The sequence below is a fragment of the Anaerocolumna xylanovorans DSM 12503 genome (assembly GCF_900143645.1).
Taxonomy (GTDB): Bacteria; Bacillota; Clostridia; order Lachnospirales; family Lachnospiraceae; genus Anaerocolumna; species Anaerocolumna xylanovorans.
In genome coordinates this window covers 12,758-33,800 of the sequence record NZ_FRFD01000016.1, presented here as the reverse complement: position 1 = coordinate 33,800, position 21,043 = coordinate 12,758, and the positions used below count along the sequence as shown (strand labels likewise).

At 42.0% G+C, this 21,043-nt stretch carries 13 protein-coding genes; all 13 read left to right on the top strand.

Features of this window, described 5'->3' with window-relative positions:
• Positions 1–155: 155 nt before the first annotated feature.
• The 13 genes from BUF11_RS21905 to pilM all read left to right on the top strand — a co-directional run bounded on the left by BUF11_RS21905 (position 156) and on the right by pilM (position 21,037).
• Positions 156–1,733 (top strand): recombinase family protein, encoded by a 1,578-nt coding sequence (locus BUF11_RS21905; RefSeq protein ID WP_073591023.1) that lies wholly within the window; start codon positions 156–158, stop codon positions 1,731–1,733.
• A 310-nt stretch (positions 1,734–2,043) separates the two neighbouring features.
• Positions 2,044–3,366, top strand: coding sequence for a nucleotide sugar dehydrogenase (locus BUF11_RS21900; protein WP_073591022.1), 1,323 nt, complete (start codon positions 2,044–2,046; stop codon positions 3,364–3,366).
• A gap of 18 nt (positions 3,367–3,384) precedes the next feature.
• On the top strand, positions 3,385–6,651 hold the full coding sequence (locus tag BUF11_RS21895; RefSeq protein WP_073591021.1) for a polysaccharide deacetylase family protein: 3,267 nt from the start codon (positions 3,385–3,387) through the stop codon (positions 6,649–6,651).
• 33 nt (positions 6,652–6,684) lie between these two features.
• Positions 6,685–8,502 carry a glycosyltransferase gene (locus BUF11_RS21890; protein ID WP_073591020.1) on the top strand — a complete coding sequence of 606 codons (1,818 nt, stop codon included), beginning with the start codon at positions 6,685–6,687 and terminating at the stop codon, positions 8,500–8,502.
• A 6-nt stretch (positions 8,503–8,508) separates the two neighbouring features.
• Positions 8,509–10,350 (top strand): glycoside hydrolase, encoded by a 1,842-nt coding sequence (locus BUF11_RS21885; protein ID WP_073591019.1) that lies wholly within the window; start codon positions 8,509–8,511, stop codon positions 10,348–10,350.
• Between the two features lie 50 nt (positions 10,351–10,400).
• Complete coding sequence (locus BUF11_RS21880) at positions 10,401–11,465, top strand: glycoside hydrolase family 18 protein (RefSeq protein ID WP_073591018.1); 1,065 nt, start codon at positions 10,401–10,403, stop codon at positions 11,463–11,465.
• Between the two features lie 179 nt (positions 11,466–11,644).
• The gene (locus BUF11_RS21875; protein ID WP_073591017.1) at positions 11,645–13,285 is read left to right on the top strand and encodes a collagen-binding domain-containing protein; all 1,641 of its coding nucleotides are present in this window, start codon (positions 11,645–11,647) and stop codon (positions 13,283–13,285) included.
• A 405-nt stretch (positions 13,286–13,690) separates the two neighbouring features.
• A complete protein-coding gene (locus BUF11_RS21870) occupies positions 13,691–15,415 on the top strand; it encodes a GspE/PulE family protein (protein WP_242952440.1) in 1,725 nt (574 codons plus the stop codon).
• Between the two features lie 67 nt (positions 15,416–15,482).
• Positions 15,483–16,538: a type IV pilus twitching motility protein PilT gene (locus BUF11_RS21865; RefSeq protein WP_175562126.1), complete on the top strand. Its 1,056-nt coding sequence runs from the start codon at positions 15,483–15,485 to the stop codon at positions 16,536–16,538.
• Between the two features lie 21 nt (positions 16,539–16,559).
• Positions 16,560–17,774, top strand: coding sequence for a type II secretion system F family protein (locus tag BUF11_RS21860; RefSeq protein WP_073591015.1), 1,215 nt, complete (start codon positions 16,560–16,562; stop codon positions 17,772–17,774).
• Between the two features lie 81 nt (positions 17,775–17,855).
• On the top strand, positions 17,856–18,380 hold the full coding sequence (locus BUF11_RS21855; protein ID WP_073591014.1) for a type II secretion system protein: 525 nt from the start codon (positions 17,856–17,858) through the stop codon (positions 18,378–18,380).
• A 37-nt stretch (positions 18,381–18,417) separates the two neighbouring features.
• Positions 18,418–19,173, top strand: coding sequence for a prepilin peptidase (locus BUF11_RS21850; RefSeq protein ID WP_073591013.1), 756 nt, complete (start codon positions 18,418–18,420; stop codon positions 19,171–19,173).
• A gap of 196 nt (positions 19,174–19,369) precedes the next feature.
• Positions 19,370–21,037 carry a pilus assembly protein PilM gene (gene pilM / locus BUF11_RS21845; protein ID WP_073591012.1) on the top strand — a complete coding sequence of 556 codons (1,668 nt, stop codon included), beginning with the start codon at positions 19,370–19,372 and terminating at the stop codon, positions 21,035–21,037.
• Positions 21,038–21,043: the final 6 nt, after the last annotated feature.

Below are 21,043 nucleotides of genomic sequence, written 5' to 3'. Positions count from 1 at the left end.
CTGACGAGGGTGGTGACTTTCGGTATCTGTTATTCCAATCGTTTCGCTTTTTTCTCAAACGGGAACTCAAAAGCAGCGGGTTCAGATTTGTTTTTCCGAAAGCGTCCCATTTATAATGTCCATGATAAATGGCCGCTTGTTTTCGGAGGTGTGATATGTACCTGGAAATAAGCAACCCATTGGATTATTATGCGGCTCTCTACATCAGACTGTCAAAGGAAGATGAAAACGAAGGACAATCAGAAAGTGTAACCAATCAGCTGTCCATGCTCACTGCCTTTGCGAAAGAACATAAACTATGCGTGTTTGATACTTACATTGATGACGGGTGGAGCGGAACCACCTTTGATAGGCCGTCCTTTCAGCGCATGATTGCGGATATTGAGAACAAAAAGGTCAATATGGTGATTACTAAGGATCTGTCCCGTCTCGGCCGCGATTACATTCTGACAGGGCACTATATGGAACGGTATTTTCCAGAGAACAGGGTTCGCTATATTTCTCTGTTGGATGGTATCGATACTGGAATTGAGAGCACCGCAAACGATATTACACCGTTCCGGGCTATCATGAATGACATGTATGCCAAAGATATCTCAAAAAAAATTAAGTGTGTCAAGCATGATAAGCAGCGAAAGGGACTTTTTATCGGAGGAAAACCGCTCTATGGCTATAGGATGTCGCAGACGGAGAAGAATAAAATTGTCGTCGACCAGAATGCGGCCCCTGTGGTGCACAGAATCTTTAGCATGGCACTGGAAGGGCTGTCCTGCCGCCAGATTGCCATCAGGCTTAATGCAGAAAAGGTACCGGCGCCTGCTGTTTATGCGGGATTGACGACGGGAAAGTCGGGCCCGTATTCGGGTATGTGGTCCAGTGAGCGAATCTCCGATATGCTTCAGAATGAAACGTATATCGGCAATATGGTGCAGGGCCGCTCAAAAAAAATCAGTTACAAATCAAAGAAGTGCGTGCGGCAGCCCCGAAAAGACTGGATTGTCGTGGAAGGCACCCATGAACCTCTGATTGACCGGGAAACCTTCGATCAGGTGCAGATACTGCTTGGCAGCCGCAAAAATACCCGCTCACGGACATATGATTTCCTGCTGAAAGGCTTAATTTTCTGCCAGGAATGCGGTTATCCGCTGGCAGTCATCAACCGTAAAAATGCCAGAGGGGAAGACTGCCTCTACTTTGTCTGCCGCACCTATCAGCGTTTTACCAAAGCAGGGGTCTGTACCTGCCACTCCATCAAAGTGCAGACTGTCACAGAGGCGGTTATCGAAAAGGTGCGGGAAGTCTGTGAGAAATATGTGCAGGCCAGGGAGCTGATTCCGATGGCTGAAAAGGCAGTGGAAGAAGCCGCGAACACTGAAAGCCGCGAACATAAAACAGCGGTGTTAATATCCAGAATAGAAAGCCTGACAGTGCATCTTGACCGGATGTACATGGACCGCCTTTCAGGGATGCTGGAGGAACAGGACTTTGAGCGTATCTACCAAAAAGTCAAACAGGAACGTGAGGCATTGGAACAAAAGCTGTCCGAAGCAGAGAGGTTAGACTGGGAACCCCAAAAGCAGAGAGAACTGGCGAGGGCATTGGTTGACAGCTTTATCACTGGTGCCTGGACGGACCGGGAACTGCTTACCGGCCTGATTGAGCGGGTTGAGTTAACAGAGGACAAAAAAATTACGATCCATTTCCGCTTCCGTCAGTTGGAAGCAATTTCTTAGAATAAACCGCTTACAATAGGCGATACGAACAGTTTCGAGGATTGAAAAGAAAGCGTTAAAAAAACTGCGGGAAGATTTTGAGAAAGAGATACGGGATACCTGATGCTATAGCAGAGATTATTTAAAGGACATTGCAAGAGCTTTTTGGTAAGCTGTTTTGCAATGTCCTTTAATAAAGAATGAGATGTAAATAATATACTTATATTTACAAATTGTGTTGACAAAAGTCGAATTGTAGGGTATAGTGTCAACTAGGTACAAAGTCCTATTAAACCATGCGGTTCATTTAATATGCAGAGGAAGATGAAAAATGAATAATCTGATGGAGAAAATAAACGATTTATCAATTGAGGTTGCTGTTGTCGGGCTTGGTTATGTTGGAATGCCTATTGCAGTAGCCTTTTCTAAAAAAATTCATACAATCGGATATGATATCAACCATAAAAAAATAGAATCCTATCTTAGAGGGGAGGATCCAACGGGAGAAGTTGGGGAGGAAGAACTTAAGAATTGCCCGGTTGATTTTACCTCGAAGGAAGAGAAGTTAAAAGAAGCAGATTTTATAATAGTTTCCGTACCAACGCCGGTTAATGATGATAAGATACCGGATTTGACACCTGTCATAAGTGCGTGTGAGATAATTGGAAGAAATCTTTTAAAGGGAAGAATTGTAGTTTTTGAATCTACCGTCTATCCCGGAGTAACAGAAGAAATATGTGTTCCCGTCCTGGAAAGATTTTCAGGACTTTTTTGCGGAAAAGATTTTAAAGTCGGATATTCACCGGAACGTATTAATCCGGGGGACAAGGAGCACAGGCTTAGGAATATCGTCAAAATAGTATCCGGTATGGATGAAGAAACGACGGAGATTGTCGGCAGGGTATATGAGATGATTATCGATGCAGGGGTATTTAAGACAAGCAGTATCAAAGTGGCAGAAGCCGCAAAGCTGGTTGAAAATGCCCAAAGGGACATCAACATTGCCTTTATGAATGAGATTGCAATGGCTTTTGAGAGGATGGGGATACACACCGGGGAAGTTCTGGATGCCATGTCAACTAAGTGGAATGCACTTAAGTTCGCTCCCGGTCTTGTGGGAGGGCATTGTATCGGAGTAGACCCATACTACTTTATCAGCAGAGCGGAACGCCTTGGCTATCATTCGCAGATTATTGCAGCAGGCAGGAAAATTAATGACGGTATGGGAAGCTTCATAGCAGATGTGGCTGTAAAAAAGCTGATTCAGGCTGATAAGCTGATTAAAAATGTTAAAATTTGTGTAATGGGAATTACCTTTAAAGAAAATTGTCCTGATATACGCAATACAAAAGTAATGGACATTATCAACCGGCTTTTGGAATATCAGGCTGATGTTTCAGTTAATGATCCTCTTGCAGATGGGCAGGAGGTATCAACGGAGTATCATATTGAATTGGTTGATATGGATAAAGTCAGGGAAGCTGACTGCCTGATTTTTGCGGTCGCCCATGACGAATACAGAAATCTAACCATTGATGGCCTGGATGCTATGTTTAAAAAAGCATCGAATGATAAAAAGGTAATTATTGATGTAAAGGGCTTATACAATAAACAGGAGCTGTCAGATAGGGGCTATACTTACTGGAGTTTATAAATTAACGGGAGTCGGATTATGAAGACAAACTTAAAAAAACAAATAGCTTTTGCCATCATTATTCTATGCGCCATTGCTATAGCAGCCGGAATTCTGTTTTTAAAACAAAAGGGTATAGGAGAAAGCCTGGCTGTCAGTCAAAAATATAATGCTGAAAAAGACATAGAAGAAGCAATGGATAAATTAAAGAGTGGTACCGGGAAGGCAGATATTATTACAGATGTACAGACCACAGATAATGTAGTTGCCCTGAACTTTAAAGGAATGAGCAGTACAGAAACGAATAAAGAAATACTAAAGCTTTTAAAGCAGCATGGTATTAAGAGTACGTTCTTCCTCCCGGGTATACAGGCTGCAGAGGATTCTTTTGTTGTGAAAGAAATGGTAAAAGACGGACACAGAGTGGAAAGCAATACTCTGACAGGAACCAAGAATCTGGAGAAGGAAGAACAGAAAGAGCTTGTAACGGATTTTTGCAGGACGAATAATATTTTAGAAAGCATAACCGGAAGGGCACCGGAGCTTTTAATGTGCAATTCAACAGAATATACGGAAAAGCTGCTGGAGGCAGCAGAGGCTTCCGGGTATAAGGCAGCTGTTAATGGCAGCCGCTATTTAAGCTATCAAAGCTTTAAAAATTATGAACAGGTTCTTGCATATGTAAAAGCTTTGGACGGCGGAACGATATTGACCGTTAAGCTGGATGGCCCTTTGGAAAAAGATGAATATACAAAGGATGAAAAACCCGCGCCGGATAAACAGGCAGATACGGATATAACAGAGCCGGAGAACAGTAGCCTGCCGGAAGAAGAACGGTTAGTACAAGTAGTCGGCTGGCTTTTAAAAGCTCTTGATGAGGTTAAGGTACAGGCAGTTTTTACAGCAGATATAGAAAATTACCAGGATGAGGATTTTCAAAAGGACTTTACTGATTACCGTGAAAAGAACAATGGAAAACTGGCGGAAGTTTATACAAGAATTACAACAGATAAGAATCTGCTCTCTTTTTCCTTTGGTGGGATTGGAGACAAGGAAAAGCTTAGAGAAATACTGGATTTTTTGAAAAAGAATAACTTAAAGGCTACTTTTTTTGTGAACGGGGATGACCTTTTAAACAACAGGGATAGTATCAGGACAATCATAGAACAGGGGCATCAAATCGGAAACGGAGGATTGACCGGTAAGGACATTACTTCCGGTGATTTTAACGAAATATGCTTCGAGATATATAAATGGGATAAATTACTCAAAGAAAATTACGGCATTGCTGCCGATGTTTTTATGCCCGCTTACGGAAAATATAATGATACGGTAAGAGAGGCTGTTTCTGCATTGGGCTATAAGCTGGTATCATACAGTAAAAATCCTATAACTGACAACAATATGACCTTACAGGAAATTAAGAGCTATTATAAAAACGGTTTTAGCAGCGGGGATGTTATATTCTTCCGGCTGGATTATTACAGCGATATTTTAAAAGCTGTTACGGATACCTATGAGCTGGCTGTAGGGCAGAAATTCCAATTCGTCAGTGTGAAAGCGCTGCTTGCCAGCCATTCGGTAATGACTGCAGAGAACAGTGATACTTCAAAACCAACAAATAATACCCCAAGTACCGGAAATGGGAAAAATCCCTCTGAAAGCAGCACAGAAAATGAGCAGGAGAAGAACATCGTTAAGCAGCTTCGTGAGAGGAATAAAGGAAAACTGGCGGTGGAAACCAGTACGGTATTTACCACGGACAAGATGTTAAGCTATACCTTTACCGGCATCAGCAACACAAAAACAGTGGAGGATGTATTAGACAAGCTTAAGAAACTGGGCGCAAAAGGAACCTTCTTCGTAACGGAAGAAGAAACCGGGAAATATGCTTCAGTCATCAAAAAGATTTCCGATGGCGGACATGAAATTGAAATCTGTCTGAATCCCTCCAGGGAAAAGGATTTTGATACGGTGTGCAAAAGCATTCTGGCAGTACAAAAGGCTGTTGCAGAAATTTGCGGACAGAAACCGGCTCTGGTGCGCTGTGCCTATGTCATTGATATGCCAAAGGAAATGTTAGAGGCCATATCCAGTACAGGATGCCGTGTTGTATGGCAGGACTTAAATTTTGTCAGTTCTTTCGTTGGGAAGAATGGGACTTTTAAAGATGTGGCAAACTATGTTTACAATGAAGGAAATATCAGTGCGAAAAGGGGAGAGATTGTTTTCTTCCGCCTTGATTATTATAAAGATACGTCCTTAATTGGAAAACTCCTGGTGGATTTTACCAAGAAAAGAGTTGACACCATTGCCTATAGCGATAATGGCAAATATGCTTCTGCCTATGAGGTAAAGCCTTTAAAAGAACTGCTTGCATGCAAAGCGGCTTATGCTTATCCTGCTGTTTCCGGCAGTATATTAACTTCTGTAAAGGACAAGATATATCCAGGGCATCTTTCTGACTTAAGCGGAGAGGAGCTGTTTGATGCATTAAAGAAAAGATATATCGGAAATCCGGATATTGTGTCTGCTGCATTGCCTGGATTTACAGAGGATGAATTAACACAGCTGAATAAGGAAGGAACCTTTACGGAAGATAAAGTCTTATTTCTTACCTTTGATGACTGGGGTTCTGATAAACCGGTAAACCAGCTATTATATGTGCTTCAAAAATATCATGTGAAGGCGAACTTTTTTATCCGGACGAATTATCTTACTTCCAATCCGAACCTCCTGCGGGCAATTGCAGAAGGAGGCCATGATGTGGGGAGTCATACGGATGAACATCTTCCTTTCGCTGATTCGAAGACTTTGCAGGCGGAAGATGACGTTAAGGGAGAGTATACTTCCATCACAAAAAGAGAGGCAGCTAAAAGAAAAGCGGATTTACAGCTTTCTTATAATAAACTGCTGTCTGTTATTGGTGATGTGGAGGTTGGAGGAAAACCTGCTCTGACAACAATTTTTCGGCCGCCTACTCTGGCTATGAGTAAACTTGGGATGGAAGCCATTCTGGATATGGGATTTTCCCACATTGTCAGCGGTGATTTTGATCCTCATGATTATGCAGCTAAGGATGCACAGGAATTAGCAGATAGAATACTAAACGGAATAAAGCTGGAGGATGGCTCTGTGCGCGGGCTTAATAACGGCAGTGTTATTGTACTGCATATGTCCGATGACAGCAGCACTCCAAACAATAAAAACGACATTACGGCAGAAGCACTGGATATTGTTATACCAAAGCTTTTGCAGCAGGGCTACAGTTTCGCCAGATTAAGCCGGTATCTATCAGGTAAATAGGTACGGCTTGCTAAAAGATAAGGATATGATGCTATGCAAACACTTATAAAAAAAGACAGAAGGAATATCCTTTTACAGGAGAAGGAAGACAGAAGACTATTGCCCAGTGTACCTGATAAAACTAGAACCCGCACCAACAGGGATAGGAGAGGTGCGGGTAATGTAAATGACTTTATCAGGGAAAGGCAGGAGGGAGTCAGGTACCAGGTAGATTATGAGGTTGAAATCCTCTGTGAAAGGAAAAGAAAAAAAGAAAAATTCCTATGCAGGGGAATTGATATTTCCATGACAGGTATCCTTTTGCAAATAAAGGACAAGAATCTCATGGTTTCTTTGGAAGCGGCAGATAAGATACAAATTAAGTTTCAAATTCTTCCGGGCACGATGCCGGAAGGCATGGAAATGAAAGTAAAAATGCCTGTGAAGGTTGCCAGAGTGCAGAAGACGGAAGGCAGCCTTCTATGCGGCATGGTTTTTGAGGAAGGCTTATCTGCCTATTCCGGAAGAAGAAAGAACCGGTATGCTCTGACCATATCCAGTTTACTAATGTTTGTCATTGTTTCTTTTATTATTTTGATGAGGGCAGAAAGCATCATATACTTTAAATTTAACAAATGGCTCTATTTATACAGTATCATAGCGGCTGCCTTTTTACTTAGTAAATATTTCTTCGGATTTTTGTACCGGGAAGTGCCCCTTGATACCGGTTATACGCCTGGAGTAAGCATACTGATACCCTGCTTTAATGAAGAAGAATGGATTCAGAGGACAATACTTAGCTGTATTAATCAGGACTATCCAATTGACAAGCTGGAAGTAATTGTGATTGATGACTGTTCTTCGGATAAATCCGTTGAAAAAATTAAAGAGATTATAGACAAGCTTAAAGAGGAAGATGGAAAGTTTGAAATCAGCAGCCGCATTAAATATTTTGTGCAGGAGAAAAATGCCGGTAAAAGGGAGGCATTGGCCAGGGGAGCCATGGAAGCCAGACATGAGCTTGTTGTTTTTGTGGATTCCGACAGCTTTTTAGACCCTTTTGCCATCAGGCATCTGGTGGCACCCTTTAAGGACCCCAAAATGGGAGGCGTGGCAGGAAGAACAGACGTAGCCAATACATATACCAACAGTCTGACAAAGATGCAGTCTGTCAGGTATTATATAGCCTTTCGTATTATGAAGGCGGCTGAAAGCTATTTTGATACGGTAACCTGTCTTTCAGGGCCATTGGCCTGTTACCGGAAGGAAATTATATTAAAGCATAAGGATGACTGGCTGAACCAGAGTTTTTTAGGGCAAAAAGCAACCTTTGGTGATGACAGGGCCATGACGAATTTCGTATTAAGCGAATACCGGACGGGTTATCAGGATTCTGCAGTTTGCTCAACCATAGTACCAAATCAGTACAAGGTCTTCTTAAAGCAGCAGATGCGCTGGAAACGTTCCTGGCTGCGGGAATCTTTGCTGGCGGGTAAATTCATGTGGAGAAAAGAGCCACTTGCTGCCCTGACGTTCTATATTGGCTTGCTGGTTCCGATTCTGGCTCCGGTGGTCGTTGTTTACAATATGTTTTACGTTCCTTTGATTCACCAGGTATTTCCGAAGACCTTTCTCATTGGTATTCTTTTAATGGCATTTTTAATGAGTGCGGCACAGCTGCTGTTACGAAAGAGTACTACCTGGTTATTCGGAATGCTGTTTTGCTTGTATTACGAAGCGGTTCTTTTGTGGCAGATGCCAGTCGCATGGTTCACCTTCTGGAAATCCACATGGGGAACACGTATGACACCAAGCGATGTAAAGGCGCAGAAAAAGAAAGAGGAAAGGAGGAAGAGGCACCAACGGCGGTAAATTACTATGAAGGGAAAACACCTTAGTAAGAATAAAAAGAAAATAATCAGGAGTATCCTTGAAGCAGCCTTGCTAATGATACTGGCAGTGGTTATCATAAGGGCTTTATTTGTTATGAAAAGCTATGAGCCTTATGAGGAATCAAAGGCAGAAATGGGAAATGGTACAAAAGACGGCTTTACTGCCATATCTTATATTGCAGTGGACCGGGAAGGTACCTCCGGTATGATTGGCGTCAGGAGACTGAAAGAGCAGCTAAAGGCCTTATATGATAACGGGTATGTAACCATCACACAAAGTGACATACTGGATTATTATAAGAATGGTAAAGCACTGCCTAAAAAGGCACTTTTTTTGATATTTGAAGACGGACGCAGGGATACGGCTATCTTTGCACAGAAAATCATGGAGAAATATAACTTTAAAGGAACCATGTTAAGTTATGCGGACAGATTAGGCAGCAGGGATTCCAAGTTCCTTACTCCAAAGGATTTGTTAAATCTAAAGAAAAGCGGCTACTGGGAGCTTGGGACCAATGGATACAGGCTTTCTTACATCAATGTGTTCGACCGCTATCAAAATTTCCTTGGTGAATTAAATTCTCTGGAATATGTAAAGCTGCGAAAATATCTGGACCGGAATTATAATCAATACCTGATGGACTATATCCGGGATGCTTACGGCATACCGAAAGAAAGCTATGAGGAGATGAAAGACCGGATCAGTGAAGATTACCGTTTGATGCAGGAAGTCTATACAAAGGAGCTGGGAAAAGTACCGGATGTGTATGTACTGATGCATTCTAATACGGGAAGCTTTGGCAACAACGACAAAGTGAGTGAGGTAAACAAAGAATGGATAACCGGGCTGTTTTCTATGAATTTTAACCGGGAAGGTTACTCTTATAACACAGCTGAAAGCAGTCTTTATGACCTGACAAGAATGCAGCCCCAACCCTATTGGTATCCCAACCATCTGCTTATGAGAATAAAAGATGATTCCAAGGCAGACATAAAATTTGTGGATGGAGATGTTAAGAGAAAGATAAGCTGGGAGACCGTAAAGGGAGCCGCAGAGTATAAAGACTCGGACATCATTTTGACTTCAGAGTCACAGGGCAGCGGATTGCTTCGCTTAAAAGACAGCGGAAATTATGATAATCTTGATATTTCCCTTTTGGTGACAGGAAATAAATTAGGTTCCCAGGCGGTTTATCTAAGAGGGGATGAGAAGCTTACCAGATATACAGCGGTCAGATTACAGAATAACTATTTTGTAATAGAGGAAGATGGGAAAGAACTTTATAAGCTTAATCTGGATGAATTTGACGGTAAGGCAGTTCAATCTCTGGAAGAGAACAAACAGGAAGCCTTGTGGGAGGAATATGAAATATACAGGGACGGCAGCAGTTCCTTTCGTTCAAAAACATATATGGAAGAACAGAAAAAGCCCGGTACCGGTAAGGCAAGGTCTGTCAGCGAGGGAGCGAAGCCGTATCTTTCTGATATTCCGATTAATGAAGCCGGGAACAGAAAGATTGATGTTACACTGGAAGGAAATAATCTTACCGTTAAGATAGACGGCAAAATTGCAGCAGATAAGATAACCGTCGAAAATACCAGGCCAGGATATGTCTATCTGGAATCAGCCTGGGGAGAATACGGTTACAGCCAGCGTAATATTGCAGATGATGTATATGATGGTGTATTCCGGGATTTTGTGATTTGGGACAGCCAAAACAAAAGTACGGCTTTCTATGATAACCGTTTAAAGGGTATGGAAAAGGTACAGTATACGATTAAAAATAAGTGGAACAATCTTATAAACTGGTTTATTAAAACACTATAACAAAATAAAAAAGCCTGTTTTATTATAATTAAATTTCCGGGGTAAGAGAAATGAAAAAGAAAGGATTCCTTTTCATCCTTATTATGCTGGCGGTGTCGATAGCAGCCTGTACTGCCATAGAGAACAAACAGCAAAAGGAGAAGGGGCAAAATGCAGAGAATACCAATAATCAGATTGTCAATGAAAAAGGGCAGGATGAACGTAATATATCTGCATGGATTGTTTATTGGGACACGGATATATTAGGTGAGTTATCCCGGATGGAAAAGCATATCGGGACACTTTGCTATTTTGCCGCTTATTTTAAAGAAGATAATTCTCTTTTTCTTCCGAAAGAAGTGGGTGATACTTACAATAAGGTCAGGCAGGCTTATGGGGATACCCGTTTTAAAAGCTATCTTACCTTCGTTAATGATATCAGAATGAATGACGGCTCTTCCAAATTAAAGAATACAGAGCTTTTGTACCGGCTGTTAGGGACAAAAGAAAGCAGAGAGAACCATGCAGAGGATATTGTTTCCATGGTGTTAAAAGGCGGTTATGACGGAATAGAAATTGATTATGAAGCTATCCGTAATGATATAACCCTTTGGAAGTATTTTTCCGAATTTGCAGGTGAGCTGTACCGGAAAGCTTCACAAAAGGGACTTCCGGTGAGAATCGTGCTGGAGTCGAATGTTCCGACAGAGAAGGTATCATTTCCCAGGGGGCCGGAGTATGTAATGATGTGCTATAATTTGTTCGGCTATGGAACGGAGCCGGGACCTAAGGCAGATAAATCCTTTTTAGAAGAGATGATACAGAAGATGAAGGTATTCACAAATGTGAATTTTGCCATAGCAACAGGAGGTTTTGACTTTGGAGAAGACAATGTGGTCACACCAATAACGGAAGAGGAAGCTGCTTTCAAAAGAGAGCAATACCAGGCAAAAATACAAAGAGATGAAGAAAGTAAATGCGCGGTATTTCGATATAGGGACGGTAAAGGGAAAAAACATGAGGTATGGTATGCGGACAAGGAGACAATAAAATATTGGTCAGAGGTTATTGGCAAAGAGGAAAATTACGGTATATCCTTATGGCGGTTAGGCGGAAACATTACCGTAAATCCTTAAAATAACACAAGGCTTTATTTCCAAAAATTGAATAATGCAAGCTGGTACAAATAAAAACAAGAATTACTATTGTTACTGGATACCTGGTCATATATACTACTAAAAGATGAAATGGGACTAAAGTCCCAGAAAGGAAAGTATGGACATCAGTTTTGGTGGACTCATACAAAACTAAGCGCATGGAGAGAAAAAGTAGAATAATTATCCTGATACTGGCAGTTCTTTTTTCATTGCTAAATGATGCGGCACACAGTACCAGTGTGCAGGCAGGAAGTGTTATTAATTATGGGGGTTTTGCGGATTATAATGCAGTCATACTGGGGAACCATTCGGCAACAAGTGCGGATGTGGAAGGTAGAATTGCTGTCAGAGGCAATTCGGAAACCGGTATTGATAACGGCTTTTCCTATGCGGCCAGTTATTCCGGTTACGCCACTGTTTTAATGGGAAATATATTAAATAAAACAGATTCGGCCTCTCTTGCCATTCCGTCCGTATTAGTCGGCGGCAAAGTAATACTGAATCCGGCTAAAATTACAATAATTGAAGGCGGGGACCTTGTAACCTGGAATAATCCCGGGCACAGTGACCTTAGTAAAATTTCCTTAAGCGGAGAAATAAAACTTGAAGACCAAAGTGAAGTATTAAGTAACATAGACAGGCTGGCCGGGGAAGCACAGAGTATTATGGATGGTTTTCAGAAATATTATTTGCTGAATAACGGAGAGACCACAGTTTACTATAATGACGCCTACAGTAATATGGATTTTTACAAGTCAGGATTAGACAATCATGTTATTGTGAGTAAAAACACCGGAAAATCAACCTTTGCAGTGAGAGATGTATCTCTTCCGGTGATAGCTTCGGATGAGACAATTGTTATCTATTCGGATGCCAAGGCAGTCAACTTTTCCACCGGAGCTTTGATTTATAATGGTTCAGTGGTTAATACAGGAGCTCCGCAGGATTCTACAATGAAGCATCTTTCAACCAGAATTGTGTGGATATTTCCGGAAGCAACCCAAATCAATAATGCCGGATATGGAATCATAGGCTCTGTTTTTGCACCAAAGGCAGAAGTAACAACACAGGGTGGAAGTATCAACGGGCAGCTCTATGCAGATACTCTGCATCAGATTGGGGGCTTCGAATTACATAACTTTATCTATAATCAGGAAGCATCAAAACCGTCAGCAACGACAACGCCGAGCCCTGCAGCATCGGCAACGCCGAGTGCTGCTGCAACAACAACACCAAGTCCTGCAGCAACGACAACGCCAAGTCCTGCAGCATCGGCAACGCCGAGTGCTGCAGCGACAACAACACCGAGCCCTGCAGCATCGGCAACGCCGAGTGCTGCAGCAACAACAACGCCAAGTCCTGCAGCATCGGCAACGCCGAGTGCTGCAGCAACAACAACGCCAAGTCCGACAGCAACGGTAGCACCTACAGTAACCCCGTCAGCAGCACCAACGCCTACAAGTGCTGTGCCCCTGGAAACAAACCCAGTGCCCAAAGCAACGCCAAGTCCTGCAACCGCGGTAACACCAACGCCTGCCGACAGTTTGGCAGAGATAACATCTACGGAAACACCGGCTGATCCGGAGCTTACAGAAATAACTGGTAATAAGCTGCCAAAGGGAAATGGAACGCCGGAGATTCCCAAAGAGACAAATACAAATACTGACACAGCTGATAAAAAAGCTATTCCAAAAACAGGGGAAGAAAGTCGCCTGCCGGTTTATATTACAGGTATCCTGTTCGTTTTATCAGGAATTAGGATTTTTAATTACAGAAAACATTACTCTAAGATGAAATAATGTTATTTACGGCGATAAAAGGCAGGGATTCCCTGCCTTTTATTGTAAATTAATAAAGGAAATCATAGTATTAATAAGCCTATTTCTGGGAATTTCTATTGCGATAAAGGAAGATATTGGCGGAAAACTTGCTCCAGAATAAAATTAGGGAATAAATGTAAAAAACTGGGCGGATTTTTGTTGATTTCTATTGACAACATTTACTTATAATGGGTATAATGGGACAGGACTAAAGTCCTAGACTATGCTATAATAAGAGAAAGCCATAGAATTTGTCATGAAAAATCAGCAGACAGTAATAAGTCATAAAAAGGATATCTTTACGGCTGATGTTAAGCATTCTTAATATTTTTATTAGATAGGCGGCTTATTTATATAAATGAATTCATGAAGGTGGAAAAGGATTTGTTGAATAATATATCACAGGCAGTTGGAAGAAAAAAGAAGCGGTTAGGAGACCTTCTGGTGGATGCAGGAGTCCTTACAGAACGCCAGCTTTCAGAAGCACTGATAAAACAAAAAGAGAAGCAGCAAAAACTGGGCATGACTTTGATTGATATGGGGATTACCACAGAAGAGCAAATTGCCAATGCTCTTCACCGGCAGATGAATCTGGATCTGGTCACTCTTTCAGAGATTACTATTCCGGAGGAGATTATTGCCCTTGTGGATGAATCGGTATTAAGAAAATATACCCTGATTCCCTTTGCCTTTGGCAAAAACAACCCTGGTATCTTGCGGGTTGCCATGTCGGACCCTCTGGATATCATTGCAATTGATGACATCTCCATCGTTACCAATTATCAGATTGAACCGGTGGTAACCACTCATAAGGATATCGCAGCAACGATCGACCGCTATTATGGTAATGTGGAAGCCATGAAGGTAGCAGAGAGATATACCAGAGAACGCCAGGAACAATATGCCTCCAGAGAGAAAGAAGAAAATGCTCAAAATGATGAAGTAAACAATGCACCCATTGTACAGTTAGTAACGAAGATTATTGAACAGGCTGTAAGGCAGAGAGCCAGTGATATACATATAGAAGCATTGAGTAAACAGGTTAGAATACGCTATAGGGTTGACGGTGTCTTAAAAGAAGCTATGCGTTATGAGGCAGAACTGCTGTCTGCCATTATTGCCAGAATTAAGATAATCGGCGGAATGGATATTTCGGAAAAAAGAAAACCCCAGGATGGCCGTATTACTCATATTGTGGATCGGAAAGAATATGATATCCGTGTTTCTGTCCTTCCGACGGTATTTGGCGAAAAGGTCGTTATGCGTCTGACTTCCAAAGAGGGACTGACAAAGGATAAGAAAGAATTGGGCTTTTCGGATGAAGAGTTAAAGAGATTCGAGAGGATACTTGAAAATCCCCATGGAATGATTTTAGTTACCGGACCTACGGGAAGCGGTAAATCAACAACACTGTACACAGCTCTTAGTGAGTTGAATGTAGAAGGAGTCAATATTGTCACAGTAGAGGACCCGGTAGAGGCTAATATTAACGGAGTAAATCAGGTTCAGGTTAATCCAAAGGCAGAGCTGACCTTTGCCGCAGCCTTACGTTCCATATTAAGGCAGGATCCGGATATCATCATGATCGGAGAGATACGTGACAGCGAAACGGCGGAGATTGCGGTAAAGGCATCTATAACAGGGCATTTGGTAGTCAGTACTCTTCATACCAACAGTGCAGCCAGTACCATAACCCGTTTGGTGGACATGGGGGTAGAATCTTACCTGATTGCCGATTCCACCGTAGGTGTTATTGCACAGCGTCTGGTAAGAAAACTTTGTCCGAAATGCAAGACAAAGCGGTCTACCACTACGTTGGAGCGGGATTTACTTGGAGTCCCCCGTGAGAAGGAACAGTATATTTATGAGGCGAATCCGGAAGGCTGTAATCATTGTAATAATACCGGATTTTATGGGCGTATTGGCGTATATGAGATTATGCCTGTTTCCCAGGAACTAAAGGAAGCCATCAGCAAAAAGGCAGGTGCGGAAGAGATTAAGCAGATTGCCTTAAGGGAAGGAATGCATACTCTGCGTATGAGTGCCACCAAATATGTTCTGGATGGAACTACAAATATAGAAGAAATGAAGAAGATATCTTTTGAATAGAGAAATTAAAGGCTTAAAGGGATACACGCAGATAAAGATAATAGAGTTTGGGATAGGGTGCTAAAGGATGATTACGATAAAAGATTTATTGACCATAGCGAAGGAAAAAGGGGCATCGGATTTACATATAACAGTCGGAATCGCACCGAAGGTAAGAATTAACGGAGAATTAACCGACCTGGATTTTAATAAATTGATGCCGGATGATACCATGTCACTGGTGCTCTCAGTCTTGCCGGAACATTTTCAAAGTGTCCTTGAGGAAAAAGGGGAGGTGGATTTCTCCTATTCTATCCCGGGACTGGGACGGTACCGTGTTAACGTATTTAAACAAAGAGGCTCCTATGCAATCGTTATGCGTCTGGTTGGAACTGTTATACCGCAGGCAAGGGATTTGGGAGTACCGGAATCTGTCATAGAACTTACCAGAAAGAAAAGAGGTCTGGTATTGGTTACCGGGCCGACAGGAAGCGGTAAATCCACCACTTTGGCATCCTTAATCGATATTATTAACGAAACCTACAATACCCATGTTATCACACTGGAAGACCCTATCGAATATCTTCATAATCATAAAAAAGCGGTTGTAAACCAAAGGGAAATCGGGCTGGATACGAATTCCTATGCCAATGCTTTAAGGGCGGCCCTAAGAGAAGACCCTGATGTGATTTTAGTAGGAGAGATGAGAGATCTGGATACCATATCCACAGCCATAACGGCAGCGGAAACCGGTCACCTGGTGCTGTCCACACTTCATACCATTGGTGCGGCCTCAACGATTGACCGTGTGATTGATGTCTTTCCTCCCCATCAACAGCAGCAGATACGTATACAGCTGGCTTCCGTTTTGGAGTCGGTCATATCCCAGCAGCTGATTCCCACTGCTGACGGTAAAGGAAGAGTGGCGGCCTATGAAGTTATGCATGCAACACCGGCAATCAGGAACTTGATTCGTGAGGCAAAGACCCACCAGATTCCTTCCATCATTCAGACCAGCAAAAAGGCCGGTATGCAGACCATGGATGATGCGATTTATGACTTATACCTAAAGGGAAAGATTAATGCGGATAAAGCAATACACTTTGCCCAGGATCCTGGCGCATTGGACCGTAAATTATTCTAACAGCAGAGGGGAGGGACGCAATTGGCAAGTTTTAGTTATGTAATTATAGATCAAAGAGGAAAAGAAAAACGGGGTTCCATGGAAGGGGACAGTGAAGAAAAAGTAAAGTCTGCTTTAAAAGCAGACGGGCTGATACCACTGTCTGTGAAGGAACAGAACCTCCTAACAAAGGATTTGAACTTCGATATCGGCGGAGGAATAAAGCCGAGAGATTTGAGCGTGTTCTGCAGACAGTTTGGCAGTGTTTTATCGGCAGGTGTTACCATAATCAGTGCACTGCAAATGCTTGGTGACCAGACGGAAAAGAAGCGCATGAAAAATGCAATCCGGGAAATACAAGCCTCCGTGGAAAAAGGGGAGACCCTGGCAGCTTCAATGGGAATGCAGCCAAAGATTTTCCCACCCATTCTGATAAATATGGTAGAAGCGGGAGAAGCTTCCGGAAGTCTTGAGATTACCTTTGAGCGTATGGCCATTCACTTTGAAAAGGATTCCAAATTAAAGGGGTTAATAAAGCAGGCTATGATTTACCCCATGGTTATCTGTATTGTTGCAATCGGAGCAATCGTGGTTATGATGACGGTAGTAGTGCCGAACTTCATTGCCATGTTCAATGACATGGACACCCAGTTACCTGCTATTACCCAGTTTGTAGTCAATATCAGTAATTTTATGGTCAGAAAATGGTGGCTGCTGATACTTATCGTTGCATTGGTAACAGGCGGATTTATAGCGTTAAAGAAAAACCCTGCCGGCGCAGAAGCTTTGGGAAAAGTAGCATTAAGGATTCCGTTATTTGGCGGTTTGATTATAAAGTCCTCCTCTGCCAGGCTGACAAGAACTCTTAGTACTATGATAACGGCAGGAATCCCCTTAATTGACGCATTGCAGATTACTGCCAGGACCATGGATAATATTATCGTAAAGAAATGCCTGATAAATGCCAGCGAGGAGGTAGCCAGAGGTGTACCGCTGTCAAAACCTCTGGAATATTCCAAACTATTTCCACCCATGGTATACCACATGATAAGCATCGGAGAAGAAACCGGTAACATGGAAAGCATGCTGGACCGTGTGGCAGATTATTACGATGAAGAGGTGGAGGCTGCCACGAAGGCGCTGACTACGGTATTAGAGCCTTTGGTTATTGTAATAATGGCTCTGGTTGTTGGTGTGATTATTATGGCAATCATGTCGCCGATGATGAGCTTGTACAGCAGTATAGAAAATGCTTAGAGAAGGATAGGTTTAAATATGGCTGTTGCCAATAACGGTCATTTTTAATAAATAATTTAATGTAAAAAGGAGAAAGCGATTATGGAAAAAGTAAATGAGATGATTACGGTTCAGGAAGCAAAAACAAGGAAGAAAAACAAAGGTTTTTCGTTGGTTGAGTTAATTGTTGTAATTGCTATTATGGCGATTCTGGTTGGTATTGTTGGAACGCAGGTATTACCTTATATTGAGAAGTCAAGGGAAGCAAAAGATGAGCAGATTCTTAGCGCTTTGTGTACAGCATCATTGACATCGTTTGCTCAAAATGCCGCTGCCTTAGACAATACGAAGAAATATGGAATAACTAGTTTCGTTGGAGCTGCTGATGCTAAAACGGAGCATCTTACAGCCGATACGGCAGCTTCTGCAGCAGTTATTGCTGATTTTAAAACTTTATCAGGTTATGATGCTCTTGCTGAAGTTAAAGCTGCTATGGAATCCAAAAAAGGAAAAGACATTGCTAGTATTAGAGTAGTTTATAGTGCAACAGATGGTAGTCTTGAATTGACGGCATATGATGGTGCTACTACACCGGCGATAGTATTTAAGACAATGACAGCAAAATAGAAATTTACATTTATTTTTGAAAGGACCAAATCATACCATGACCCTATTCTTATACATAATCATCTTTGTATACGGTATCCTCATTGGCAGCTTTTTAAATGTCTGCATCTACCGGATACCCAGAAAAGAGAATATCGTTACAACCCGTTCCCATTGCATGGGCTGTGGGTACCAGTTGAAATGGTATGATTTGGTTCCTTTGTTCAGTTATATCTTTTTAGGCGGTAAGTGCAGAAAATGTAAGACCAGGCTGTCCCTGCAGTACCCCTTGGTAGAGTTTGTGAATGCATTGCTTTACTGTATCATTTTCCTGGTAAATGGTTTCAATCCGGTCAGTATAATTTATTGCCTTATGACCTCTGCTTTGCTGGTATTGAGTATCATTGATTTTCGTACTTTTGAGATACCTTTTGGCATCAATCTTTTTATAGGTGTCTTAGGGTTAATCCGTATGGGCTTGGATTGGACAAATTGGGTTAACTATGTTTTGGGCTTTGGCTCCGTCAGTGCTTTTTTACTGCTGTTGTTTTTTCTTACAAAGGGCAGGGGAATCGGCGGCGGAGATATTAAATTAATGGCGGCAGCAGGTCTGGTTCTGGGTTGGAAGCTGAATTTGCTGGCATTTCTTTGGGGCTGTTTGTTTGGCTCCATTCTGCATTTAATCCGTATGAAGGTAAGCCATGCAGAACGCTTACTGGCATTCGGGCCTTATCTGGCAATGGGCATCTTTGCCAGCATGCTTTTTGGTGAAACTTTTATTGATTGGTATCTTCGTGTCTGTATGTTAAAATAAAAGTAAGACCGTATTTTTTTATTGCAGTGTATAGAAGTGTGAAAAATATGGGGCATTTTTCACACCCCCTTATTTATGCAGTACCGCAAGCAGGCTTGCGATATGCATGGGAGCCAAGAGTGGGGCTGCGGTTAAGTTCTATGTTCTGCCATAAAAAAATAAATGATTTTTGTACTGAAAAAGGGAGAATGGCTAAATGACCAAAAGAGTATTAAGTATCGATATTGGAGTAATCAATACAAGAATCTGCGAGATGGATTATGGGAAGAAGACTCCGCATATATACAAATGCATTACTTTCCGCACGCCGGATAATGCAATTGAGGACGGTTATATCAGGGATAAGCAGGTGCTGGCAGCAGTACTTCGAAAAAAACTGGACGAAGCCGATATGAAGCTTACCGACGTGGTATTTACGGTATCTTCCACCAGAATAGCCAACCGCGAAATAGTCATTCCTATGGTAAAGGACAGATTGATTCAGCCTGTTGTGGATGCAGGGGCACAGGAATATTTTCCGGTGGATGTATCAGAGTATATTATCTCTTACAGTATTCTGGAGCGGATCATTACCAAAGAATCCAGGCAGCTGAAATTATTATTACTGGCAGCACCGGGTAATCTGATTAAGAATTACTACAGCTTTGCGCAGCTGATGAATTTTACCATTCTTGCCATTGACTATATCGGTAACAGCGGTTTTCAATTATTAAAGAGGCAGTCGGATGAAGGCATCCGCTGTATTATTCAAATCAATGAACAGAGTACGCTGATTCACGTAATCGATCATGAGACCCTCTTACTGCAAAGGACGATACCCTATGGTACAAATGCTGTTGTTGAAGCTGCTTTGGAAAATAAGGCGGCCGGGCAGGAAAAAGAAGAGGAGATATTTAAGCTTTTATGTGAGAAAGAGCTGATTAACTCACACTTTGACCCCTTTCAGGAAGCAGCTGCAACGGATGAAGCCCTGGCTGATCAGAACCCTGACAGTCTCTTCAGGAATGCAGGAGTGATTACGGATTCTTTGCGGTATCTGGTTAATAACGTTACCAGGGTATTGGACTATTATAATTCCAAATTTCCCGAAAAAAGAATAGACAAAATCCATATCACAGGTCAGGGAAGCAAAATAAAGGGCATTGTCCAATTGTTCCAGAATGAAATTGGTTATGAGGTCAAGATTTTAGACAGGTTCCTGGCGGTTGTATTTCATAAAGGCATGAACCTGGATGATATTGATCAAACGGCCTATATGTCCGCAATCGGTGCGGTACTGAAACCTATCGGCTTTGTATCCAAGGATATTATAGAAAAGGAAGCTAAAAAAAGCGGCCGAAGCATTCTGCTGCTGACAGTGATAGGCTCCCTTTCTATTTCAGTTGTATTAATAGCTGTTTCCACTATAAGTCTGCAAGGGGCAAAATCGGAGAAAAGAGAACTGGAAGCACAGATAAAGACTCTGACTCCCGTTGAAGCGGTTTTTTCAGAATACACGGCAGCGCTGAATGATTATCAGAATATTGCGAATATGTATGCTCTTACGACTTCCAAAAATGAGAAGTTAAATGGGCTGATTAACGAACTGGAAGAGAAACTTCCTTCCTCTGCGGTGGTGTCAGCATTGGCGGTAAGTGAAACCGGACTTAGTATGAATATTACAACAAACAATAAGATAAGTGCAGCAAAGCTCTATCTGCAGTTAAGCCATATAGAGGACTTAAGTGACATTTCCATTGCTTCTATAGCAGAATCGGAAGATGATAACGGGATAAAAATGGTTACTTTCGCTGTGAACTGCCAATACAGCAGCAAAACGGAAGAAGCAAATGTGCCGGAAGAAAATTCGGATAATGGGAAGTAGAAAAGG